This is a genomic window from Brachybacterium halotolerans subsp. kimchii (assembly GCF_020792675.1).
GTDB lineage: Bacteria > Actinomycetota > Actinomycetes > Actinomycetales > Dermabacteraceae > Brachybacterium > Brachybacterium halotolerans.
Window position 1 is genome coordinate 699015 of the sequence record NZ_CP086254.1, and the last position, 22283, is coordinate 721297.

General features: G+C 72.5%; 19 protein-coding genes. 4 read left to right on the plus strand and 15 right to left on the minus strand.

Annotated elements, in window-relative coordinates; translation table 11 throughout:
• Nucleotides 1-82 precede the first annotated feature (82 nt).
• Nucleotides 83-994, plus strand: coding sequence for a D-hexose-6-phosphate mutarotase (locus Bra3105_RS03165; RefSeq protein WP_228358567.1), 912 nt, complete (start codon nt 83-85; stop codon nt 992-994).
• 81 nt (nt 995-1075) lie between these two features.
• Here Bra3105_RS03165 and hisF read toward each other — a convergent pair whose 3' ends face one another.
• Together hisF and Bra3105_RS03175 are read right to left on the minus strand one after the other, a co-directional pair.
• A complete protein-coding gene (hisF, locus tag Bra3105_RS03170) occupies nt 1076-1861 on the minus strand; it encodes an imidazole glycerol phosphate synthase subunit HisF (protein ID WP_228358568.1) in 786 nt (261 codons plus the stop codon).
• On the minus strand, nt 1858-3924 hold the full coding sequence (locus Bra3105_RS03175) for a DNA gyrase/topoisomerase IV subunit B (RefSeq protein ID WP_407650908.1): 2067 nt from the start codon (nt 3922-3924) through the stop codon (nt 1858-1860). Before Bra3105_RS03175 ends, hisF begins: the two co-directional genes overlap by 4 nt.
• A gap of 301 nt (nt 3925-4225) precedes the next feature.
• On the opposite strand from Bra3105_RS03175, the gene Bra3105_RS03180 reads away from it, so the two are divergent.
• Nucleotides 4226-4444 carry a DUF7455 domain-containing protein gene (locus tag Bra3105_RS03180; protein ID WP_152353098.1) on the plus strand — a complete coding sequence of 73 codons (219 nt, stop codon included), beginning with the start codon at nt 4226-4228 and terminating at the stop codon, nt 4442-4444.
• A gap of 76 nt (nt 4445-4520) precedes the next feature.
• Here the strand turns inward: Bra3105_RS03180 and Bra3105_RS03185 are convergent, their stop codons facing one another.
• The 10 genes from Bra3105_RS03185 to Bra3105_RS03230 form a co-directional block, all read right to left on the minus strand.
• Nucleotides 4521-5897: an MBL fold metallo-hydrolase gene (locus tag Bra3105_RS03185; protein WP_228358570.1), complete on the minus strand. Its 1377-nt coding sequence runs from the start codon at nt 5895-5897 to the stop codon at nt 4521-4523.
• 56 nt (nt 5898-5953) lie between these two features.
• The gene (locus tag Bra3105_RS03190) at nt 5954-6862 is read right to left on the minus strand and encodes a carbohydrate ABC transporter permease (protein WP_228358571.1); all 909 of its coding nucleotides are present in this window, start codon (nt 6860-6862) and stop codon (nt 5954-5956) included.
• A gap of 73 nt (nt 6863-6935) precedes the next feature.
• Nucleotides 6936-8339 carry an ABC transporter substrate-binding protein gene (locus Bra3105_RS03195; protein ID WP_228358572.1) on the minus strand — a complete coding sequence of 468 codons (1404 nt, stop codon included), beginning with the start codon at nt 8337-8339 and terminating at the stop codon, nt 6936-6938.
• Nucleotides 8340-8418: 79 nt separating this feature from the next.
• Nucleotides 8419-9399: a carbohydrate ABC transporter permease gene (locus tag Bra3105_RS03200; protein WP_228358573.1), complete on the minus strand. Its 981-nt coding sequence runs from the start codon at nt 9397-9399 to the stop codon at nt 8419-8421.
• Nucleotides 9392-10252: a MurR/RpiR family transcriptional regulator gene (locus Bra3105_RS03205; protein WP_228358574.1), complete on the minus strand. Its 861-nt coding sequence runs from the start codon at nt 10250-10252 to the stop codon at nt 9392-9394. Before Bra3105_RS03205 ends, Bra3105_RS03200 begins: the two co-directional genes overlap by 8 nt.
• On the minus strand, nt 10249-11004 hold the full coding sequence (locus tag Bra3105_RS03210) for an HAD family hydrolase (RefSeq protein WP_228358575.1): 756 nt from the start codon (nt 11002-11004) through the stop codon (nt 10249-10251). Before Bra3105_RS03210 ends, Bra3105_RS03205 begins: the two co-directional genes overlap by 4 nt.
• Before the next feature lie 199 nt (nt 11005-11203).
• A complete protein-coding gene (locus tag Bra3105_RS03215; RefSeq protein ID WP_407650909.1) occupies nt 11204-12589 on the minus strand; it encodes an RNA polymerase sigma factor in 1386 nt (461 codons plus the stop codon).
• A 172-nt stretch (nt 12590-12761) separates the two neighbouring features.
• Nucleotides 12762-13169, minus strand: coding sequence for a universal stress protein (locus tag Bra3105_RS03220; protein WP_228358577.1), 408 nt, complete (start codon nt 13167-13169; stop codon nt 12762-12764).
• A 103-nt stretch (nt 13170-13272) separates the two neighbouring features.
• The gene (gene metX, locus Bra3105_RS03225) at nt 13273-14457 is read right to left on the minus strand and encodes a homoserine O-acetyltransferase MetX (RefSeq protein WP_228358578.1); all 1185 of its coding nucleotides are present in this window, start codon (nt 14455-14457) and stop codon (nt 13273-13275) included.
• Nucleotides 14458-14541: 84 nt separating this feature from the next.
• Nucleotides 14542-15759: a hypothetical protein gene (locus tag Bra3105_RS03230; RefSeq protein ID WP_228358579.1), complete on the minus strand. Its 1218-nt coding sequence runs from the start codon at nt 15757-15759 to the stop codon at nt 14542-14544.
• A 334-nt stretch (nt 15760-16093) separates the two neighbouring features.
• On the opposite strand from Bra3105_RS03230, the gene Bra3105_RS03235 reads away from it, so the two are divergent.
• On the plus strand, nt 16094-17242 hold the full coding sequence (locus Bra3105_RS03235; protein WP_228358580.1) for a polyprenyl synthetase family protein: 1149 nt from the start codon (nt 16094-16096) through the stop codon (nt 17240-17242).
• A gap of 77 nt (nt 17243-17319) precedes the next feature.
• On the opposite strand, the gene Bra3105_RS03240 is transcribed toward Bra3105_RS03235, so the two are convergent.
• Nucleotides 17320-17697 (minus strand): Rv2175c family DNA-binding protein, encoded by a 378-nt coding sequence (locus Bra3105_RS03240; protein ID WP_228358581.1) that lies wholly within the window; start codon nt 17695-17697, stop codon nt 17320-17322.
• 107 nt (nt 17698-17804) lie between these two features.
• Between Bra3105_RS03240 and Bra3105_RS03245 the strand changes: the two genes are divergently transcribed.
• Nucleotides 17805-19922: a Stk1 family PASTA domain-containing Ser/Thr kinase gene (locus Bra3105_RS03245; RefSeq protein ID WP_228358582.1), complete on the plus strand. Its 2118-nt coding sequence runs from the start codon at nt 17805-17807 to the stop codon at nt 19920-19922.
• Between the two features lie 85 nt (nt 19923-20007).
• Here Bra3105_RS03245 and Bra3105_RS03250 read toward each other — a convergent pair whose 3' ends face one another.
• On the minus strand, nt 20008-21360 hold the full coding sequence (locus tag Bra3105_RS03250; RefSeq protein WP_407650910.1) for a class II 3-deoxy-7-phosphoheptulonate synthase: 1353 nt from the start codon (nt 21358-21360) through the stop codon (nt 20008-20010).
• Between the two features lie 181 nt (nt 21361-21541).
• Nucleotides 21542-22270: a lysophospholipid acyltransferase family protein gene (locus Bra3105_RS03255; protein ID WP_200500549.1), complete on the minus strand. Its 729-nt coding sequence runs from the start codon at nt 22268-22270 to the stop codon at nt 21542-21544.
• Nucleotides 22271-22283: the final 13 nt, after the last annotated feature.

Sequence of the window (22283 nt, forward strand, 5' to 3'; positions counted from 1 at the left end):
CGGTCCCGGAGGAGCCGGAGGCCCCGGACCGATTCGTCCCCACCCCTGCACCCACGGGCCGAAACGGTGCGACCATAGGGGCATGAGCACCACGACCAGCCCCGAAGACCTGCCCCAGGGAGTCACCCTCGAGGACCTGCACGGCACGCCCGCGCTCGTGGTGGACATCCCCGCCTGCTCCGCCGTCATCCACCTCGACGGTGCGCACCTGACCTCCTGGGTGCCCGACGGCGAGGACGACGTCCTGTGGACGAGCCCCGACGCGGTCTACGCGGAGGGCGAGCCGATCCGCGGCGGCATCCCGCTGATCGGCCCCTGGTTCGGGCCCGGCCGTGACGGGCGCACCACGCCCTCCCACGGCTGGCTGCGCAATCACCGCTGGGAGGTCGTCGCGGGCGAGCACTTCCACGGCTGGGCCGACGAGGACGCGGACGTGGTGCATTCGGACTCCGTCGCGATCACCCTGGGCCTCGAGGGAGCGGACCCCTCCGGGCAGGGCATCGCCGCGCAGGTGCAGTTCGTGATCGGTGCGGATCACCTCCAGGTGCGTCTGGACGTGACCGCCGGCGACGAGCCCCTCGAGCTCGAGGCCGCCCTGCACACGTATCTCTCCGTGGGCGACGCCGAGGCGGCGCGCTTCACCGGTCTCTCCGGCGCCTCCTACCTCGACAACCTGCGCGACCTCGCCCCGGCCGTGCAGGAGGGCGAGCCCGAGATCGACGGCCCCGTGGACCGGGTGTACGAGGTCTCCGGTCCCGTCACCGTGCACGACCCGGTGCTCGAGCGCGACATCGTGGTGAGCCCGCACGGCTCGAGCCGCACCGTGCTGTGGAACCCGTTCAGCGACGGCGCCGCGCACCTCGACGACATGCCGCTCGATGCGTGGAAGCAGTTCGTGTGCGTGGAGACCGCCGTCGCCAAGGACGGCTTCGTCGCCCTCGCCCCCGGCGCGACCCACTGCCTCAAGGCGCGCTACGAGGTCGCCCGGAGCTGAGCCCGGACGCTCGGAGCGCCTGCTCGGCGGGCGCGGACGACCGGCCGTCGTCGGATCCGCGCGGTCACCCGACGGGTGCCGTCAGCGGACGGGCAGTCCGTCGGCCGCGAGGGCTTCCTTCGCCTGGCCGATGGTGAGGGTGCCGAAGTGGAAGACGCTCGCGGCGAGCACGGCGTCGGCGCCCGCCCGCACTGCCGGCGGGAAGTCCCCCGCGCGGCCCGCACCGCCCGAGGCGATGAGAGGCACGTCCGCCGCAGCACGGGCGGCGCGGATCAGCTCGAGGTCGAAGCCGCTGGTGGTGCCGTCGGCGTCCATCGAGTTCAGCAGGATCTCGCCGGCGCCGCGCTCCGCGGCCTCGGCGATCCAGGCGATCGCGTCGATGCCGGTGCCGCGGCGGCCGCCGTGGGTGGTGACCTCGAAGCCCGAGCCGGAGCGCGCGGGACCGTCGGGCGTCTCCTCGGTGACGCGGCGGACGTCGGCCGAGAGCACGAGCACCTGGTTGCCGAAGCGCTCGGCGATCTCGGTGATGACATCGGGCCTGGCGATGGCGGCGGTGTTCACGCCGACCTTGTCGGCTCCCGCGCGCAGCAGCTGGTCGACGTCCTCCACCGAGCGCACTCCCCCGCCCACGGTGAGCGGGATCAGCACCTGCTCGGCGGTGCGCCGCACGACGTCGAGCATGGTGCCGCGGCCGCTCGCCGAGGCGCTCACGTCGAGGAAGGTGAGCTCGTCGGCCCCCTCCTCGCCGTAGCGGCGGGCGAGCTCGACCGGATCGCCCGCATCGCGCAGGCCCTGGAAGTTCACGCCCTTGACGACGCGGCCGTCGTCGACGTCCAGGCAGGGGATGACGCGGACGGCGAGGCTCATGCGTCGATCCTCTCGCGGTCCAGCTCCTCGGCGCCCTCGATGATGAACTGCTTGCGCGGTGCGACGTCGCTGCCCATGAGCAGGTCGAACATCGAGGCGGCGGCCTCCGCGTCCTCGATGCGCACACGGCGCAGGGTGCGGTGGCGCGGGTCCATCGTGGTGTCGGCGAGCTGGTCGTCGTCCATCTCCCCCAGGCCCTTGTAGCGCTGGATCGGCTCCTTGTACCGCTTGCCGCGCTTGTCCAGGCTCTTCAGCAGGCGGTTCAGCTCGTTCTCCGAGTACGTGTAGACGTACTCGTTCTTCTTCTTGCCGCCGTGGATGATCTCCACGCGGTGCAGAGGCGGCACGGCGGCGAAGATCCGCCCGGCCTCGAGCATCGGACGCATGTAGCGGTGGAAGAGGGTCAGCAGCAGGGTGCGGATGTGGGCGCCGTCGACGTCGGCGTCGCTCATCATGATGATCTTCCCGTAGCGCGCCTGCTCGAGGTCGAAGGTGCGGCCGGACCCCGCGCCGAGCACCTGGATGATCGCGGCGCACTCGGTGTTCTTGAGCATGTCCGTGATGGAGGCCTTCTGGACGTTCAGGATCTTGCCGCGGATCGGCAGCAGCGCCTGGAACTCGGAGTTGCGCGCGTTCTTCGCGGTGCCCAGCGCGCTGTCGCCCTCGACGATGAACAGCTCGGAGCGCTCGACGTCGGTCGAGCGGCAGTCGGCGAGCTTGGTGGGCATCGTCGAGGACTCCAGGGCGTTCTTGCGGCGGGAGACCTCCTTGTGCATGCGCGCGGCGATGCGGGCGCGCATCTCGGAGACCACCTTGTCGACGACGAGCGCTCCCTGCTCCTTCTCCTCCTTCTTCGTGGAGGTGAGGAAGCCGGTGAGCTGCTGCTCGACGACCTTGGAGACGATCTGGCGCACCGCCGGGGTGCCCAGCACCTCCTTCGTCTGGCCCTCGAACTGCGGCTCCTCGAGGCGCACGGTGACCACGGCGGTGAGACCGGCGAGCGCATCGTCCTTCTCGATCTTCTCGTTCTTCGCGTTGAACTTCACGCGGCGCGCCTGGTTCTCGACCTGCTTGCGCAGCGTCCTCAGCAGCGCCTGCTCGAAGCCCGAGGTGTGAGTGCCGCCCTTGGGGGTCGCCACGATGTTCACGAAGGACCGCAGGGTGGTGTCGTAGTCGGCGCCCCAGCGCAGTGCCACGTCGACCTCGCACGTGCGGTCGACCTCCTTGGAGACCATGTGGCCCTTGGAGTCGAGCACGGGGATGGTCTCCGTGTAGTCGCCGCTGCCCTGCAGGCGGATCACGTCGGTGATCTTCTGGTCCTGCGCGAGGTACTCGACGAACTCGGAGATGCCGCCGTCGTAGCGGAAGGACCGCTCCTCGTCCTGATCGGGGCTGCGCTCGGGCCGACGGTCCGAGATCGTGATCCCCAGGCCCGGCACCAGGAACGCGGTCTGGCGCGCGCGGCGCACGAGCTCCTCGCTCGAGAAGTGGGAGCCCTTGATGAAGATCTGGGGATCGGCCCAGTAGCGCACGCGGGTGCCGGAGACGCCGCGCTTGACCTTCCCGACCCTGCGCAGCTCGGCGGGGCCGTCGGCGGCGGTGAACGGGGCGTCGGGCCCCGGGCCGTCGGCGCCGTCGGCGAAGTCGCCCGGGACGCCGCGCTGGAAGCTCATGGCGTATGTGACCCCGGCGCGGTCGACCTCGACGTCCAGGCGGGCAGACAGCGCGTTGACGACGCTCGCGCCCACGCCGTGCAGGCCGCCCGAGGCCGCATAGGAGCCGCCGCCGAACTTCCCGCCGGCGTGCAGCTTCGTGTAGACGACCTCGACGCCCGTCAGGCCCGTGCGCGGCTCGGTGTCCACCGGCACGCCGCGCCCGGAGTCCCGGACCTCGACGGAGGCGTCCTCGTGGAGGATGACCTCGATGCCCTCGCCGTAGCCGCCCAGGGCCTCGTCCACGGAGTTGTCGAGGATCTCCCACAGGCAGTGCATGAGGCCGCGCGAATCGGTCGACCCGATGTACATGCCGGGGCGCTTGCGGACGGCCTCGAGGCCCTCGAGCACCTGCAGATGGCGGGCGTCGTAGGCGGCCTGCTTGGAGGCGGACTTCGCCGGGGCCTTCGTCGAGCGCTTCGCGGCGGGCTTCGCGGATGACGACGCGGAGCCCTCCTGGGACGGGGACTCGGCGGCCGGGGACTCGGAGGACGCGGTGGTGTCTGACACGCGCGTCATTCTACGGCGGCGAGCCCGACGACCAGGGCCGACGGGCGTCCCCGGCGTGGCGGGGCGCACGGGCGTTGCGCGGTGAGCGAACCGGAGGCGCGGATCACGCCGCCGACGCCCGCGCGGTGCTTGAATGTGGGGCATGAACACGACCGTCGAAGCCCCGCGACTGACCGCGCACGACCGCTGCGACCGCTGCGGCGCCCAGGCCTACGTCAAGGTCTCCCTCTCCGCCGGTGGCGAGCTGCTGTTCTGCGGGCACCACGCCCGCGCGCACGAGGACGCCTTCCGTCCGCTCGCCTCGGAGGTCATCGACGAGACCGAGCGCCTGCACGCTCGTCCGGTGCCGGTCGAGGACTGATCCCGCACACTCCCTGACTCACGAGGGCCCCGCATCCGCCGAGGATGCGGGGCCCTCGTGCGTCCGGTGGGTCCGATCAGCGCGTGCCGACCTCGCGCAGCGGGATCGGCACGCCGATCTCGGGGAGGACCGTCCGCACGCCGTCGACCTCGAGGCGCTCGGGGTGGAAGCCGTGCAGGGCGATCACGCGGGCGGGGGCGATCCGCTCGACGATCTCGCGCAGCGCGAGCGGGCCGGCATGTCCCGAGGAGCCGGCCGGCACCGTCGCGAGTCCGAAGCGCTCGAGCCAGTCCTGCCACACGTCCCAGTCACGCATGAACGGCCCCAGCGGCTCGCCCTGCGAATGGATCCAGGCGCTCGTGGGCCCCAGCGGGAGGTCGAGCAGGGAGGTGAAGTCCTCCGGGTCGATCTGGACGAGGAAGCGATCGGGGGATTCCAGGACCTCGTCGATGCCGACCGTCCGCGCCGCGCTCCGCTCGCGACCGGCGGCGAGCTCCCCCGCCCGGCGCTGGCTCCCGGACTGGGGCCGCGTCCCGTCCCAGGTGACGACGCCCCCGATCCCCATCGCGGTGAGCACGGCGGCGTGGCGTCCCGGCCACACGAGCGTGCGCCCGGCGTCGGCGGCGGCGCGGACGAGCAGCGCGGCGCGGTCGACGTCCCGCTCGTACGCACTCAGCAGCATGAGGTCCTCGCTGCCGGCCAGCGCCTCGGTGACCACGCGCGCGATCACCTCCTCGCTGCGGGGCTCGAGGGGCGGCGGGTCGAAGCTCAGCATCGTCGTCTCGCACACGAGCACGTCGGCCCCACGCGCGGCCTCGAGGAAGGCGCGCGTGTGCACCCCGTCCTCACGGTGCAGGTTCACGTCCCCGGTGTAGGCGAGGGCTCCGTCGGGGGCGCGCACGATGGTGCCGATCGCACCGCGCACGTCGTGGTCCACCCGGTGCACAGTGACGGCGAGGTCCGCGACGGCGACCTCCTGCCCCTCCGCGATCGGGGTGAGGCGAGCGGAGGTGCCCGGCGTCGTGGCACCCGCCTCCTCGAGAGCGCGGTGCAGGGCGATGGTGTCGGGATGGGCGAGGACGCGGACCTCGGGCCGCAGGTGCGCCAGCAGTCCGTCGTGGTCGATGTGGGCATGGGAGAGGACGACGACGAGCGGTCGGTCATCCGCGGCCGCGAGCGCGTGCACCTCCTGCGCCCCGGGGCCGACGGCGTGCAGCTCCTCCGGCGCGAACAGCCCCGTGATCCACGGCGCCGCGCCGAGACGCAGGCGATCGGCGAGACCGTGGCCCCCGCGCGCACGGGTGCTGTCGCGAAGCAGGTCCGCCTCGTCCGGGATGTCCTCGCCGATGTCCAGCAGCACCCGGGCGCGCGCGGTGCTGATCAGCACCTTGGTGCCGCCGATGACGCGCACCCCGCCGTGGATCTCGATGCTTGTGCCCGTCGGGTCGTCCATCGGCTCGCTCCTCGTCGTTCCCGTCGGCCGGCTCCCCCACCCGCTCTCCCGCCCGCTCATCCGCGCACCGCCCCATCGGTCGAGAAGGCACCGCGCACGAAGTACTTCTGGAGGAACAGGAAGAGCAGGATCACCGGGATCGTCGTGAAGACGACCGCGGCGCTCATCCCGGTCCAGTCGTTGCCGTTCTCGGACTGGAAGGTCTGCAGTCCCACTTCGATGGGACGCAGCTGATCTGACTTCGTCATGAAGTACGGCCAGACGAACGAGTTCCAGGACCCCATGAAGGCGTTCAGGCCCACCAGGATCATCGTGGGCACGGCGAGCGGCCCGGCGACCTGCGCGAGCATGCGCACCGGGCCCGCACCGTCGAGCTCGGCGGCCTCGAAGATCTCGGCGGGCAGGGTCTGGAAGAACTGCCGCAGCAGGAAGATGCCGAACACGGACGCGCCCCACGGGAGGATCTGGATCGCATAGGTGTCGTAGAGGCCCATCTTCTGGGCGAGCAGGAAGTTCGGCACCAGCAGCACCGTCTGCGGGACCATCATCACGCTCATCACCAGCAGGAACAGCACACCGCGACCGCGGAACCTCATGCGTGCGAAGGCGAAGGCCGCGAGCAGTCCGGTGAGCAGCGTCAGAGCGACGACGCACACCGCGATGAAGACGGTGTTGCCGAAGTAGCGCGGCCAGGGCGCGGCCACCCACGCCCGCGCGTAGTTCTGCGCGGCGGCCTCGATGTAGTGGCCCCATTCGCCGGGCGGTCTGATCCGCGGCGGCAGGGTGTACACGTCGTCGGGCGTGGAGATCGAGGTGTACAGGGTCCACAGCAGGGGGAAGAGGAAGGCGAGCGCCGCGAGGGCGGCGAGGGCCGACAGCACCCGCTGGGCGGGGCGGGTCCGGCGGCGCCTGCGCGGGATCTCCTCCCCCGTGCTGTTGCGCAGCGTCGTGCTCGTGCTGCTCATCGGCTCGCTCGCCTCCTCGTCCCTCGTGTCGCCTGTGGGCCGTGTGGTCCTCGTGGTCCCTGCCCGCGCCGTCTCAGCCCAGCGCCCCGGCCTTCTTCTGCGCGTCGGCGAGGGCGTCGGCCGGCTTCGCCTTGCCCTGCAGGGCGTCCTGCAGGGCGACCGAGAGCAGGCCCGAGGCCTCGGTGACGCTCGTGACCGGCGGCAGGGCGCGCGCGGTGTCGAGCTGCTTGACGGCGTCGGTGATCCACGGGCGCTCCTCGACGACCTTCTTCATGGCGTCCTGCTCGAGGGAGGCGGAGCTGACGGGGAGGTAGCCGGTGGCGGCCGCCCAAGAGGCCTGCTGCTCCGGCGTGGTGATGAACTGCATGAACTCCCAGGCGGCGGCGCGCTCCTGATCGCTCGCATCGGCGAACAGGACGATGTTGGTGCCGGCCAGCTGGTTCGCCGCACCGGAGGGCCCCTCCGGGAGGGCGCTCACGCCCATCTCGAACTTCCCGCCGACAGCCTGCTCGTTGAACGGGAACGAGGCCACGGAGGAGACGTCGAAGGCCCCCTTCTCGGCGCCCAGGGCCTCCTGGCCGGGATAGCCCGAGGCGATCGCGAGCGCGCCCGCGTCCTTGAGGTCCACGAGGTACTCGAGGGCCTTCACGCAGCCGTCCTCGGAGAACTGCGGCGTGCCGTCGTCGGCGAAGACCGTGCTGCCCATGGACTCGGCGAGGATCTCGTAGAGGGCCGTGCCGCCGGCGGGCCCCTTGGCGCTGCCGGGGTCGATGGACAGGGCGACCACGCCGTCCTTCGAGACGTCCTTGCTGACCTTCGCGAAGTCGTCCCAGGTCTTCGGCTCCTCCTTCACCATCTCCGCGTTGCGGTAGACGACCACGACGGACTTGTTGAAGGGCCACATCCAGATCTTGCCGTCGGTGAGCTGCATGTCCTTCTTCACGGCCTCGGCGAAGTCCGCGTAGTCCTCGTTGGCCTTCGCGTACGCGTCCAGGGGCACGATGACCTTCGAGTCGGCGTACTCGCTGGCCCAGTTGCCGTAGGCCTGGGCGATCGTGGGCGCACTGCCGGCGCCGACCTGCGCCTTGGTCTTGGTCTGCAGGGTGCCGTAATCGGGCTGGTCCTGCAGCTCGATGGTGACGTTCGGATGGTCCTTCCCGAAGTCGGAGACGATCTTCTCGAGCGCGGTCTTCTGATCGCCCGAGGCCATGGCGTGCATGAACGTGATGGTGGTCTTCGCGTCGGGGTCGAAGGACGGCACGGCGTCGCTGCCGGAGTCGTCGCCGTCGCCGGAGCCGGAGGATCCGGACGAGCAGGCGGCGAGGGCCAGAGCGCTCGCCGAGGCGGCGGCGCCGGCGAGGACGGTGCGGCGCGTGGGCGCCGATGAGATGCGGGACGAGATGCTGTGTGCGGTGCGGGCGGAGGTGCGGCGCATGGCGGTCATCGGGTTCTCCTGGGTGAGAGTGAGGGTGGGCACGGCGGGGCGATGAGTGGCAGAGGTCGTCGGGAGCGGGGTGGTCGAGGGCACGGCGGGCCGGTCGGCGGAGGACGGCCGATCATCGCGAGAGCCTCGCGGAGATCCGCAGCTGGATGATCGAGAGCACGAGGGTGATGAGGAACAGCACCACCGCGAGCGCCGCCCCGTAGCCGGTGTTCCCGAGCACGAACGCCTGCTGGTAGAGCTGGAAGCCGATCGTGGAGGTCGAGTAGCCGGGGCCGCCGCCGGTGAGCACGAAGAACTGGGTGAAGGCCTGCAGGGACGAGATCGAGGAGATGATCACGACGAACGCCACGTACGGGATGAGCTGCGGAAGGGTGACCCGGCTGAACTCCTGCCAGGGGTTCGCGCCGTCGACCTTCGCCGCTTCGGACAGCTCCCCGCTGGTGGTCATCAGTCCGCCCACGAACACGAGGACCAGGAACCCGACCTCGTGCCAGACGGAGTAGACGATGATCGAGAGCATCGCGTAGCGGGAGTCGCCCAGCCAGTCGATCACCGGCAGGTGCAGGAGCGAGAGGACCCCGTTGGCGAGTCCGAAGCGCGGGTTGAAGATCCACAGCCAGATGAGGGCCGTGGCGACCCCCGGGGCGATGTAGGCGAGGAAGAAGCTGGTGCGGGCGGCCGCCATGAGCTTCGAGCCGCGCCGCACCAGCAGGGCGAGCAGCAGGGCGAGGATCGTGCCGACCACGACGTTGGCGATCACGAAGTAGCAGGAGACCCCGAAGGTCTGCCAGAACGACGGGTTGGTGCTCCCCGAGAGCATGTCCCGGTAGTTGCCCAGCCCGATGAACTCGCTCATCGCGGGGTTCAGCTGGTTCCAGTCGAAGGCCGAGACCCGGAAGGTGTACAGCGTCGGGAAGATCGTCCAGATCCCGAAGATCGCGATCGCAGGGGCGACGAACAGGTAGGCGATCGGAGAGGTCAGGGCGCGGCGGGCACGGCTTCGGCGGCGGGCGGGGCCGGTGCGGGGCGCGGGGTTCCCCGGCCGGCCGGCGCCGGTCCGCGGGAGAGTCTGCGGGAGGGAGCTCTCACTCATCGACATGGCCGCTCACCACCTCGAGGATCCGGTCCTGGACGGCTCCCGCGCCCTCGCCGAGCCGGCGCTCGAGGGCGCCTCCGAGCGCCTCGACGAGGGCATGCTGCGCCAGCCGCGAGGGGCAGTGGAACTCGTCCTGGTAGTGACGGTGCGGGAGCGGCGTGATGTGGGTGCGGCCGACGGCCTGCTCCAGCGGCGTGCCGAGGAAGGCAGTCAGCGCGATGGTGCGCGCACCCGCTCCCGCGGCCGCGCGCACGCAGCGCAGGGTCTGGGCGTTCACGCCGGAGGCGGAGATCGCCATGCAGAGGTCCTCGGGGCCCAGCGCGGCCGCGGCGATCTCCGCGTCCAAGGGGTCGGCCGGCGAGATCACGGTGAGCCCCAGGCGCAGCAGACGGGCGCTGAGCGCCGCGCCCACGGATGCGCTCAGTCCGCCGGCGACCACGAGCACCCGGCGGGCGGCGGCGAGCTCGGCGACGGTGCTCTGCAGCGGCTCCTCCTCGAGCATGTCGGTGGCCTGCACGGTCTGCTCGGCGAGGGCGCGGGCCGCGCCGATCACCGTGTCCGGGGATTCCTGGACGCCGCCTCGCTCGCCGGCGGCGTCGCGCACCGCGAGCACCCGCAGCTGCTGGAAGCCGGTGTAGCCGAGGCGCTGGCAGGTCCGCACGACGCTCGCCCGGGACGTGCCCGAGAGCTCTGCGACCTGTGCGGTGGACAGCTCCGGGAGCTCCTCGGCGTGGGAGACGAGCACGCGCGCCACCTGCTCCTCGGCGGGGCCCAGGGTGGGCGCGGCGGCGGCGAGGCGGGAGGCGAGCGTGGGGGCGCTCGCGCGGTTCGACGGCCGTGCGGTGCTCATCGGGCGAGGTCCCGGCTGGGGGCGAACGCCTCGGCGTCGGCGGCGAAGCGGCGCAGGGCGGGCAGCAGCTCGGACAGATGGTGGCCCCGCTGGACGGCCAGAGCCTGCGGAGGCAGCGTGCTGTCCCCCCACGCGCCGGTGATGAGCATGCCCACAGCGCCGAGCTCGACGGCGGGGGCGACGTCGTTGCGCCAGTTGTCGCCGATCGAGACGAGGTGGTGGGCGGGCTCGTCGCCGAGGAGGACGCGCAGGTGCTCGGGCATCCGGGAGGGCTTCTTCGCGCCGACGACGATCTGGTCGAAGCGTCCGCGCACGCCCAGGTGGACGAGGGTCTCGTCCATGCCGACGGCGGGCGAGTTCGTCAGCAGGGCGCGCCGCACCCCGGCCTCGGCGAGCTCGTCCAGGAGGGCGGTGAGGCCTTCCGGGGGTCGCACGCCCAGGTCGTCGTGGACGAGACGGCGCCGGGAGTCGAGGTAGGCCTCGGAGAGCTCGTCACCGAGGATCGGCCGGGCGAGCGCGGCGAGGGCGACGTAGGCGTCGGCGTGGTGCTCGGACGAGCGGCCCGCCATCCAGTCCTCGAAGCGCGAGCGGACGCTGCGTGCGTCGGCCGCGGGCATGCGTGCGCAGGCCGCCTCGGCGTAGGCGAGGACGGGACCGTCGCCCAGGCACACCGTGCCGTCGAAGTCGAAGACGACGACGGGTCCTGCGGCGGGGTGCAGGGAGGTCGACAGCGGCGGGGTGTCCGGGATCACGGTGCGAGCCTAGGCCGCGCTGGAACGGATGACCAGACTTTCCGGAACATCCGGAACGGATGTTCGTCGGGTGTTCACGCCCCGTCCGCGGTGCCGTGCGTCCGCGGCGTCGTGCCTCCCCGGCGCCGCGCCCGCGCCATGCACGACGGCCCAGCACCTGCGGGAGGTGCCGGGCCGTCGTGCGCTGAGCGGAGGAGTCTCAGTCGAGGTAGTCGCGCAGGACCTGCGAGCGCGAGGGGTGGCGCAGCTTGCTCATGGTCTTCGACTCGATCTGGCGGATCCGCTCGCGGGTCACGCCGTAGACCTTGCCGATCTCGTCGAGGGTCTTGGGCTGGCCGTCCTCGAGGCCGAAGCGCATGGAGACCACACCGGCCTCGCGCTCGGAGAGGGTGTCCAGCACCGAGTGGAGCTGCTCCTGGAGGAGGGTGAAGCTCACCGCGTCCGCAGGCACGATCGCCTCGGAGTCCTCGATCAGGTCACCGAACTCGCTGTCGCCGTCCTCGCCGAGCGGGGTGTGCAGCGAGATGGGCTCGCGCCCGTACTTCTGGACCTCGACGACCTTCTCGGGGGTCATGTCGAGCTCCTTGGCGAGCTCCTCCGGGGTGGGCTCGCGGCCGAGATCCTGGAGCATCTGGCGCTGCACGCGGGCGAGCTTGTTGATGACCTCGACCATGTGCACGGGGATGCGGATGGTGCGGGCCTGGTCGGCCATGGCGCGGGTGATCGCCTGACGGATCCACCAGGTCGCGTAGGTCGAGAACTTGTAGCCCTTGGTGTAGTCGAACTTCTCGACCGCACGGATGAGGCCAAGGTTGCCCTCCTGGATGAGGTCCAGGAAGAGCATACCGCGGCCCGTGTAGCGCTTGGCGAGGGAGACCACGAGTCGCAGGTTCGCCTCGAGCAGGTGGTCCTTGGCGGCGCGGCCGTCCTCGACGATCATGCCGAGCTCGCGGCCCTTCTTGGTGCGCACGATGCTCTCGTCGCGCTTGAGGAGCTGCTCGGCGAAGAGGCCGGCCTCGATGCGCTCGGCGAGCTCGACCTCCTGGGCGGCGTTCAGCAGTGCGACCTTGCCGATCTGCTTCAGGTAGTCCTTGACCGGGTCGGCGGTGGCGCCGGCGGTCACGACCTGCTGGGCCGGGGAGTCATCCTCGGAGGAGTCGATGACCAGGCCGCCGGACTCCTCGTCCGACTTCTGGTTCGCCTTGTGGACGCCCTTGGGGTCCTTCTCCTCGGTCTCCTCGCCCTCCTCCGGCGCCTGCTCGTCCTCCGCGGTCGCCTCGAGGTCCTCCTCGGACGCGGCCTCCGTCGCCTTCGAGGCCGTCTTCTTCTTGCCGGCGGTGCCGCCCGCGGCACTCTTGGCGGCCGTCTTCTTCGCGGCCGTCTTCTTCGCGGGGGCCTTCTTGGTGGACTTCGCGGACGAGGTCGCCGCCTTCCCCTTCACGGGCGCGGCTTCCTTCGCGTCATCGGTCACGGCGGTCTTGTCGTCGACGGTGGTGTGCGAAGCAGTCACTGAGTTCCTTCTTCCGCCGGTCCTTCGCAGGGCCGGACCGGTGTCTCGCGGGCGAACGATGGTGCACGGGCCGATGCACCACCCGACCCGAAGGATACCTGCGTGAGGGCGCACGAAGGGGCGGTGCCGTCAAGCCTCGGGGAGTGCAACGACGCCCCCTCGGGATCTATTCCCGTGTGACGGAGGTCTCCGCCAGGGGCGTGATCCTCGGCGCTCCGGGGCTTCGGTGCTCCGGGGGCTCCCGGACTCAGGCGGCGATCGCGTCGGCGTGCTTCACGGCGAGCACGGGGCACGTGCTCTCGAGGACCACGCGCCGAGCGGACGCCCCGAGGTTGAGCTTGCCGATGCGGGACTTGCGACGCAGCCCGATCACGATCAGGCGGGCGTCGGTCTCGTGCACGACCTGCAGCAGGAAGTCGCCCACGTCGAGGTCCTCCCCCGTGCGGACCTCGACCTGCGGCGGTTCGGCGATGCCCAGGGCGTCGATCGCGGCGCCGACGGCCTCCGCATCGGCGACGGCCCGTCCGGCCTCGGGGTCGTGGTACGCATGGGACGCGACGACGAGGGTGTCCCCGCCCCGCTTCGCCTCCCGGGCCGCGGCGGCGAGCGCCGCGTCCCCCTGGGCTGACGGGGAGTATCCGACGACGACGCTCATGGAGCACCCGGACCCTTCTGTCGGGACGTCCTGGCCGGTGGGCCCGCATCTGCGGTCCTGCCTGCCGGCCGAGGGACGCCGATGGCGTGGCTGGATCTGGAGCCTAACCCTCCAGGAGGTCGGCGATCCACTCGCGCAGCGAGGGGTGGGGCAGCAGGAAGCCGTCATGGCCCTGCGGGCTGTCGATCACGTGGTGGTGCACGTCGGGGATCTCCCGGGCGGCCTCGGCCACGAGGTCGGGCGGGAAGAGACGATCGCTCGAGATCGCGACCAGGAGCGTTCGCGCCTGCACGCGATGCAGGGCGGCGGCGGTGCCGCCCCGGCCGCGGCCCACGTCGTGGGTGCTCATGGACTCGGCGAGGCGCACGTAGGAGTTCGCGTCGAAGCGGCGGGAGAGCTTGTCCGCGTGGTGGTCGAGGTAGCTGGTGACCTGGTGGCGACCCCCGTCGAGCACGTCCTCCTCCCCCTGGGAGCGGTTGGAGAATCGCTCCTCGAGCTCGGTTCCGGTGCGATAGGTGATGTGGGCGATGCGGCGCGCCGCGCCGAGCCCCTGGTGCGGGCCCTCGCCGTCGGAGCGGTCGTAGTAGTCCCCGCCGTAGAAGCCGATGTCGGCCCGGATCGCGGCGATCTGGGCGCTGTTCCAGGCGATCTGGTCGGCGCTCGCCCGGGCGGACGAGGCGATCACGGCCAGTCGCTCCACCTGCTCGGGCGCGCTCACCGCCCACTCGAAGGCGCGCATGCCGCCCATGGAGCCGCCGATCACGAGCGCCCAGTTCTCGACGCCGAGCTGCGCGGCCAGGAGCTGCTCCGCGGTGACCAGGTCGCGCATGGTGACCTGCGGGAAGCGCGCTCCCCAGGGGCGTCCGTCAGGGGCGGCGGTGCTCGGTCCCGTGGAGCCCTGGCAGCCTCCCAGGGCGTTGGGGGCGACGACGAAGAAGCGATCGGTGTCCACCGCGCGTCCCGGGCCCACGAGATCGCTCCACCAACCGGCCGTCGCGTGGGAGGGCCCCGCCTCGCCGATCACGTGGGAGTCCCCGGTGAGGGCGTGGAGAACGAGCACCGCGTTGGAGCCGTCGGGAGCGAGCTCGCCCCAGGTCTCGAAGGCCAGCTCGACGTCGTCGAGGCGCTCGCCGGATTCGAGCTCGAGCGCGCCGACCCGGGCGAAGCGCCGGTGGCCCGGTCCGTGCTCCGGTCGCCAGGCGCCCGACGCGGGGACCTCGAAACCTGAGCCGTGGGCCGGCGATCCCGCCGGAGCGGCCGACGTGCTCGGGGCGGTCGAGGCGGTCATGCGATGCGCCCTCCAGGTGTCGTGGTGGTCGGGTTCCGTGCTCTCGCCCGGCGCCGTCCGCCGGGCGAGCGGCCCCGGGCCGCCTCAGGCGGTCGCGGGCCTCCAGGCGGGCCGGACCCTGGCGCGGGCGATCTGCAGTAGGAAGAGTGCCAGAACCTCGTCCTCCCCGCGCATCTCGATCTCCTGCGCGAGATCGTCGGCGGTCGCGAACCGGTGGTTCCACCAGGACAGGACGGCGAGCGCCGTCCCCAGTGCGGTCCAGGCGCCGGCGCTCGCCCCGACCATCGGGGCGCTCCCCGTCCCCTCGCATGCCATCCGCATCGCAAGGAGGGCCTCGAACCATTCCCCACCTGCACAGATGCGGGATGCGGGCCGGAGCGAAGGGTCGGCGGCGAGCCGCGCGACGAAACGCACCAGCCCCTCGATCCCGCCGTCCTCGCCCTCCTCCTCGAGGCCCGAGAGGACGTGCAGGAGCGAGAGCGCGGCGTCGGGCGCGGCGAGCAGATCCCGCATCCCGGCGAGCCGTTCACAGTGCGACATCGAGAGGTCGTCTCCCCCGGATCCCGGGGCCTCCCCGGTGCCGGGGACCTCCCCGGCGACGGCTCCCGGGATGCGCGCACGTCGCAATGCGCCCAGCAGGGCATGCCAGCGGGCAGACGTCTCGAAGGCGCCGGGTCGGGACCCCGGCACGCCCTCCCCGGAGGCGACATCCCGGAGGGCGTCCCCGATCATCCGCATCTCGCGCTCGGCGGCGGGATCGTCCTCGGGGACCCGGCGTCCGGCATGGATCTCCTGGACGCCGACGAGGGTGTCACGAGGGTGCGTCAGCGGCCCCGGCCACTCGAGGACGCGAAGGGCGAAGGCGCCGTCGTCCTCCGGGGTGAGGGCGAAGGATTCCGCGCACCCGCCTGAGACCACCCAGGCCTCGGGGACGTCGAACCCGTCGGGCCCGCGCAGAGCCGCCGCGCGCACCACCTCCAGGGCGATCCTGCGGGCGTCGTCGGTCCGGGACTCCTCGACCGATTCCCATCCGTCCCCCGCGAGCACGAGCACGAAGGCGCCGTCGCAGCCCGCGCGGTCCAGGAGCGCGAGATGCCGCGGCACGTCCACGCCTCCCGGCCCGTCGCCCACGTCCCGCAGGGCGATGCGCGTGGCCAGGGGCGAGAGGCGGCGGCCGCTGTGGCCGATCATCACCAGGCAGTCGCGCGGCACGCAGCCGAGCGTCACGCGCGCCTCGGCGAGGAGCTCGGAGGGGTCGTCCGCCCGCAGGGTGCGCGGGGGCGGATCCGCCGGGTCCGGCACCGAGGGCGGAGGCGGCGGAGAAGACGCACTCCTCGCGCACGACGCAGCGAGCCCCTTCGAGGTGCGCGCGGAGGCGCCTGACGACGGATCGGAGGGGACGCGGTGGGCAGGGGTTGTGCTCATGCACCGAGCGTCCCCGCCTGCGCTCGCCGAGACCACGCCGCCGGTCGGATTGGGGACAAGTCCGCGCTGGGGAGGACCGGCGAGCGACGGGGAGGGGACGATGGGGAGGGGACGATGGACCCCTCGAGGTGACCCGGGACGGGAGGGAGCGCGATCCTCCCGCCTGCGGACATGGGAGGATCTGGGGGTCCCGCCGAAGGAGCAGCCCCTGATGACCCGTTCCGATCTCCCGTCCGCCACGAGCCCGCTCGACGCGCGCTTCCATGAGGTGCTGCAGCAAGTGCTGACCGGTGAGCTCGACGCGCGACGCGCTCAGCTCACGGCGATCGCCCCCGAGGCCGCCGGGCTCGTGGACTCCCTGCGCGCCTTCCTCGTGGGAGGCAAGCTGCTGCGCCCGCGCCTGTGCTTCGGCGCGGCGCGCGCGTGCTCGACGTCGGCCGAGGACCCGGAGGAGCTGCTCGCCCTGGCCCGCCTCGGCGGCGCGATCGAGCTTCTCCAGGCGGCCGCCCTGCTGCACGACGACCTCATCGACCGCTCCCCCACCCGTCGCGGCCGCCCCGCCGTGCATGTGGAGATGGCGGATCGGCATCGCGCGGAGGGACTGCGCGGCGAGGCGGAGCGCTTCGGCGGCGCCGTCGCGATCATCCTCGGCGATCTCGCGCTGAGCTGGGCGCGCGACCTGGCCGATCTCGACGCCGACCCAAAGGCGCAGGCGCGCATGCGGGACGCGCGCGCCCAGTTCTCCTCGCTCGCGACGGAGGTCATGACCGGCCAGTTCCTCGACGTCCTGCATCAGGAGGGAGGCTTCCGCTCCCCCGCCGACGACGAGGCGGCGGCGCTCGCCGTGATCCGCTGGAAGACGGTCTCCTACTCCGTGCGGCGCCCGGTGCTCATGGGTGCCGCGCAGCAGGGCGCGGACGCCGCGGTGCGCGAACGGCTCGACGCCTGGTCGGAGGCGGTCGGCACGGCCTTCCAGCTGCGCGACGACCTGCTCAGCGTGGTCGGCGACGAGCACGCGACGGGCAAGCCCACCGGAGGCGACGTCCGCGAGGGCAAGCGCACCGTCCTCCTCGCGCGCACGCGGTCGGCCGCGTCGGCCCGCCAGGACGCACGGGGGCTGGACCTGCTGGACCGGGTGGTGGGGCGCGAGGACGCCGACGACGACGAGATCGAGGCCGTCCGCGACCTCATGCGCTCGACGGGCGCGGTCTCCTCCGTCGCCGCGGACATCCGCGCGCTCTCAGCGCGCGCAGAGGCGGTGCTCGCCGACGCTCCCGGCCTCGAGGAGGAGGGGCGCGAGGGCCTCGCACGACTCGGCCGTGCGGCGACCGAGCTCACCGGCCTCGACGTCGGCCGCTAGGAGCGACCGCGACCCGGCGCGCCGCGCAGTCGCGGGCTCCCCGCAGCGTGGGACCCGGGCGGCAGCCCCCGGTCGGGTCAGAAGCCGAGCGCCTGGGCGCGGCGGCGGACCTCTCCGCGTCGGCCGGCGCGCAGCTCGTCGATGGGACGGCCGGGCAGGGAGTCGTCCGGGGTGAAGAGCCAGCGCAGCAGCTCCTCGTCCGAGAAGCCCGCGTCGCGCAGCACGGTGATGGTGCCCGCGACGTAGGGCGTGAGCTCGCCGTCCTTGATGAGCTCGGCGGGCACGCAGCGGACCTTCGGCGTACCACGGCGGATCTCGACGAGGGAGCCGTCGTCGACCATGCGCCGCACGGCCGACACCTCGACGCCGAGCTCCTCGGCCGCGTCGGGCAGCGGCAGCCAGCTGCCGATCAGATCGTCCAGGGAGGTCTCGGGGGTCTCGTGCTGTGCGCTCACCCCTCAAGGGTGCCACGGCCCGCGGGCTCCGGCCGACAGCCTGAGCGCATCCTGAGTGCTCGTGTCGCTGCGCGGCGCGGTGCATGCACGGCCGTACAGTGAGCCTCGTGAGCGCGCCTGCCACTTCCCCTGACACCGGCGTGCTCCTCGACGACCGCTATGCCGTCGAGGAGCTGATCGCCCGCGGCGGTATGGCCACGGTCTATCGCGGACATGACGAACGTCTTGACCGCACCGTGGCCCTCAAGATCATGCATCCGCACCTCGCCGTCGACGAGCAGTTCCGCCGCCGCTTCGCCCGCGAGGCCCGCAGCGCGGCCCGGCTCGCCCATCCGCACGTGGTCGGAGTGTTCGACCAGGGCGAGGACGGGGACCGCATCTACCTCTCGATGGAGCTCATCGAGGGCGGGACGCTGCGCAACCGCATCACCGAGGCCGGGCGGCTGACCGTGCGCGAGGCCCTCGAGGACACCGAGCAGATCCTCGAGGCGCTCGATGCCGCGCACACCGCGGGCATCGTGCACCGCGACATCAAGCCCGAGAACATCCTGCTCGCCCCCGGCGGATCGGTGAAGGTCGCCGACTTCGGGCTGGCGCGCGCCATCGGCACCGCGAACACCTCGGCCAGCAGCACCCTGCTGGGGACCGTCGCCTACATCAGCCCCGAGGTCGTCACCCGCGGGCACTGCGATGCGCGCAGCGACCTGTACTCGCTGGGCGTGGTCCTCTACGAGATGCTCACCGGCGTCCAGCCGTACACCGGCGAGCAGGCGGTGCACATCGCCTTCCAGCACGTGCACGAGGACATGCCCGCGCCGTCGGCCCGGGTCTCGACCGTCCCCCGCGAGGTGGACTCCCTGGTGACCTGGGCGTGCGCGCGCGATCCGCAACACCGGCCCCGTGGGGCCGGTGATCTGCTCGCGGGCGTCCGCGACCTCCTGCGCACCCTGCCCGCCGCGGTGCTCGACGCCGCGCCGTCCGAGCTCCACGACGTCGACACCCAGGACGTGCCGCGCCTGACCGCGCACCTGGACGACGTGGACCTCGCCGGCGAGGCCGCCGCCCGCGCCTTCCCGCTCGCCGCCCGTCTCGAGGCGGACCACGTGCCGGACGCGGGCGGGGGCGCCGCCGACGGGGGCGCCGCAGATGGGGGCGCCGCAGACGGGGGCGATCCGGACCCGGCCGCGGACGACGAGGACGGACCGGCCCGGGTCGACCAGCACGGAGATGATGAGGCGTCCTCCGCGGAGGACGCCGGAGCCTCGTCCCGCGAGGTGGCCCTCCCCGCGGTGCGCCCGCGCCGCGGCCGGCATCTCGACCGGCCGCTGCGCGGCACCTCGCGCGGTCTGCGGGCGGCGGCCGTGCTCGCCGTCGTCGGCTCACTCGCCGCGGGCGGAGCGAGCGCCGGCCACTGGTACCTGCACGAGGGGCCCGGTGGGGATCGCACCGTCCCCGCCCTCGCGGGCACCGACCTCGATGCGGCCGACGCCTCCCTCACCTCGCAGGACCTCGAGACGGCCACGAGCGAGGCGTTCAGCGACTCCGTGCCCGCCGGGCACGTGATCTCCTCGACCCCCGCGGCCGGGACGCTCCTGAAGAGGGACGAGAGCGTGAAGCTCGTCGTCTCCAAGGGCGTGCAGACATTCCCCGTCCCCACCGTCACCGGGAAGAGCCTCGCGGACGCGAAGAAGGCCGTCGAGGACCAGGGGCTCACCCTCGTCCAGGACGAGGGCGAGTACTCCGAGAAGGTGCCCTCCGGCCAGGTGATCTCCCAGTCCGCGGCACAGGACGCCCTCCCCGAGGGCGGCGAGGTGCACGTGGTCGTCTCCAAGGGCCGCGTGCCGATCTCGATCCCGGACCAGACCGGGCGCAGCGAGGACCAGGCGCGCAGCGCCCTCGAGGACGCGGGCTTCACCGTGACCACGTCCACGAAGCACTCGGACGTCGCCAAGGGCAAGGTCGCCTCCCAGTCGCCGGCGGGCGGCAGCGGGCACCGCGGGGACACGGTGCAGCTCGTGATCTCCTCGGGACCGGAGATGGTGAAGGTTCCGAACGTCTTCAACAAGAGCGAGAAGGACGCGAAGGCGGCCCTGACCAAGGCCGGCTTCACGCCCAAGGTCCAGTACGACCGCGGAGCGCCCGTGCTGGGCACCGTCTACGCGCAGTCGACCAACGGCGGCGAGAAGGCCGCGAAGGGCTCGACCATCACGATCTCGGTGTTCTGAGACGGCAGGAGGGCCGACGGCTCCCCGCCGGCCCTCCTGCCGTCCTGCCGCGTCGTTCAGCGACGCCCGGCGCGATCCGCGGTCCTCAGCGGGCGTCCTGGCCGAGCATCTCGGCGACGAGGAAGGCGAGCTCGAGGGACTGCTGGTGGTTCAGGCGGGGGTCGACGAGCGTCTCGTAGCGGCGCTCGAGGCCCGCCTCGTCGATGTGTCCGGTGCCGCCGAGCACCTCGGTGACGTCGTCGCCGGTGAGCTCCATGTGCAGACCCGCCGGGACCGTGCCCAGCGCCCGGTGGACCTCGAAGAACCCGCGGACCTCCTCGAGGATGTCCTCGAAGCGCCGCGTCTTGTAGCCGTTGGACGAGGTGATCGTGTTCCCGTGCATGGGGTCGGTGACCCACGCGGGGGTGGCCCCCGCGTCGCGCACGCCCTCGACGAGGCCGGGCAGCACGTCGCGGATCTTCCCCGCGCCCATCCGGGAGATGAACGTGATGCGCCCGGGCTCGCGCTCGGGGTCGAGGGCGTCGATGAGGCGCAGCGCGTCGTCCACGGTCGAGCTCGGACCGAGCTTCACGCCGATGGGGTTGCGCAGGCGCGACATGAACTCGACGTGCGCGCCGTCGAGCTGACGGGTGCGCTCGCCGATCCACAGGAAGTGGCCCGAGCAGCCGTAGATCTCGCCGGTGCGGGAGTCGATGCGGCTCATCGCCTCCTCGTAGTCGAGCAGCAGCGCCTCGTGCGAGGCGTAGTACTCGACGCTCTGGAGGGCCTCGAAGTCGGCCCCGATGGCCTCCATGAAGCGCACGGCCTTGTCGATCTCGCGGGCGATCTGCTCGTAGCGGTCGTAGCCGGGGCCGCGCACGAAGCCCTGGTTCCAGCTGTGCACCTCGCGCAGGTCGGCGAAGCCTCCGCTGGTGAAGGCGCGCATGAGGTTCAGGCTCTGGGCGCTCGTGGTGTACATCTCCCACAGGCGCTGCGGATCGGGGCGGCGCGCCTCGGGGGTGAACTCGAAGCCGTTGACGGCGTCGCCGCGGTAGGTGGGCAGGGTGAGGCCGTCGCGGGTCTCGGTGTCCGACGAGCGCGGCTTGGCGAACTGGCCGGCCATCCGCCCCATCTTGATCACGGGCACGGACGCGCCGTAGGTGAGGACGGCCGCCATCTGCAGGATCGTGCGGATCTTCGCGCGGATGCGGTCCGCCGTCGAGTCCGCGAAGGTCTCGGCGCAGTCGCCGCCCTGCAGCAGGAACGCCTCCCCGCGCGCGGCATCGGCGAGGCGCGAGCGCAGCACGTCGACCTCACCGGCGAACACCAGCGGCGGGGCGACGCGGAGACGGTCGAAGACAACGGCGCGCTCGCCCTCGTCGGGCCACGACGGCTGCTGCACCCGGGGATACTCGCGCCAGGTCCCGAGCGCGGCGAGCTCCTCGCTCGTCGAGGACAGGGAGAAGGCGTGGGCGCGGGCCGGTGTGTGGTGCGTCGTGGAGGTCACCGGGTCACCCTACCGAGAACCCGGCTCCGTGCGCGCGGGCGCCCGTGCGCGGGATCCCGCCGCGCGGATCGTGCATGGAGGCACGACGGGGAGGGGAAGAGCGGCAGGGCCGACGGGGCCCGCGTCCCCGGGGTCAGCGGGAGGCGCGCGTCGTCGGCGGGGCGGCCTCGCCCCGCGCGAGCGCGGCCTTGACGTCGGCCGCATAGGTGTCGACGTAGTCCTGCCCGGTGAGCTGCTGGACGTGCAGCATGAGCCGGTCGGTGAGCGTGCGCGCGGCCTGCGGGTCCGCGCGTGCCGCCTCGAGGTCGCCGAGCACCTCGGCGGGGTCGATCGGGGCGCCGACGAGCACCTCGATGCGCGGGCGCCGGCGCGGGACGATGCGCCGCCCGCGCTGGGCCTCGAAGCTGCCGAGCATGCCGATCGGGACCAGCGGGGCCCCGGTCGCGATCGCGAGCCGCGCCGCCCCGGTCTTGCCGCGGTGCAGGCGCCCGTCGGGGCTGCGGGTCCCCTCGGGATAGATGCCCAGCAGCTCCCCGCTGCGCAGGATCCGCAGGCCCGCCTCGATCGCTCCCTCCGAGGCGCTGCCCCCGGTGCGGTCCACGGGCATCACGCCCAGGGAGCGCATGAGGCGTCCGAAGCCGCGGGAGGCCAGGGAGGTGCCGGAGAAGAAGTCGGCCTTGGCCAGGAAGTGCACGGTGCGCCGGACCTGGGCGGGCATGAAGACGGTGTCCGCGCCGGAGAGATGGCTGCTGGCGAGGATCGCAGGGCCCTCATCGGGGATGTGCTGGACGCCGGAGATCCGCGGCGCGTAGACCACGCGCAGCACGGCGGCGACCACGGGCTTCGCGACCTCGTAGAGCATCGGCGGTGTCCTC

What these genes read in the sequence shown, in the direction of transcription:
- Bra3105_RS03190 (WP_228358571.1), bottom strand. Translation starts at nt 6,862, where the DNA reads ATGAGCAGCACGAGCACGACGCTGCGCAACAGCACGGGGGAGGAGATC.
- hisF (WP_228358568.1), bottom strand. Translation starts at nt 1,861, where the DNA reads ATGAGCCTCGCCGTCCGCGTCATCCCCTGCCTGGACGTCGACGACGGC.
- metX (WP_228358578.1), bottom strand. Translation starts at nt 14,457, where the DNA reads ATGACCGCCTCGACCGCCCCGAGCACGTCGGCCGCTCCGGCGGGATCG.
- Bra3105_RS03165 (WP_228358567.1), top strand. Translation starts at nt 83, where the DNA reads ATGAGCACCACGACCAGCCCCGAAGACCTGCCCCAGGGAGTCACCCTC.
- Bra3105_RS03220 (WP_228358577.1), bottom strand. Translation starts at nt 13,169, where the DNA reads ATGAGCGTCGTCGTCGGATACTCCCCGTCAGCCCAGGGGGACGCGGCG.
- Bra3105_RS03255 (WP_200500549.1), bottom strand. Translation starts at nt 22,270, where the DNA reads ATGCTCTACGAGGTCGCGAAGCCCGTGGTCGCCGCCGTGCTGCGCGTG.
- Bra3105_RS03235 (WP_228358580.1), top strand. Translation starts at nt 16,094, where the DNA reads ATGACCCGTTCCGATCTCCCGTCCGCCACGAGCCCGCTCGACGCGCGC.
- Bra3105_RS03205 (WP_228358574.1), bottom strand. Translation starts at nt 10,252, where the DNA reads ATGAGCACCGCACGGCCGTCGAACCGCGCGAGCGCCCCCACGCTCGCC.
- Bra3105_RS03200 (WP_228358573.1), bottom strand. Translation starts at nt 9,399, where the DNA reads ATGAGTGAGAGCTCCCTCCCGCAGACTCTCCCGCGGACCGGCGCCGGC.
- Bra3105_RS03180 (WP_152353098.1), top strand. Translation starts at nt 4,226, where the DNA reads ATGAACACGACCGTCGAAGCCCCGCGACTGACCGCGCACGACCGCTGC.
- Bra3105_RS03185 (WP_228358570.1), bottom strand. Translation starts at nt 5,897, where the DNA reads ATGGACGACCCGACGGGCACAAGCATCGAGATCCACGGCGGGGTGCGC.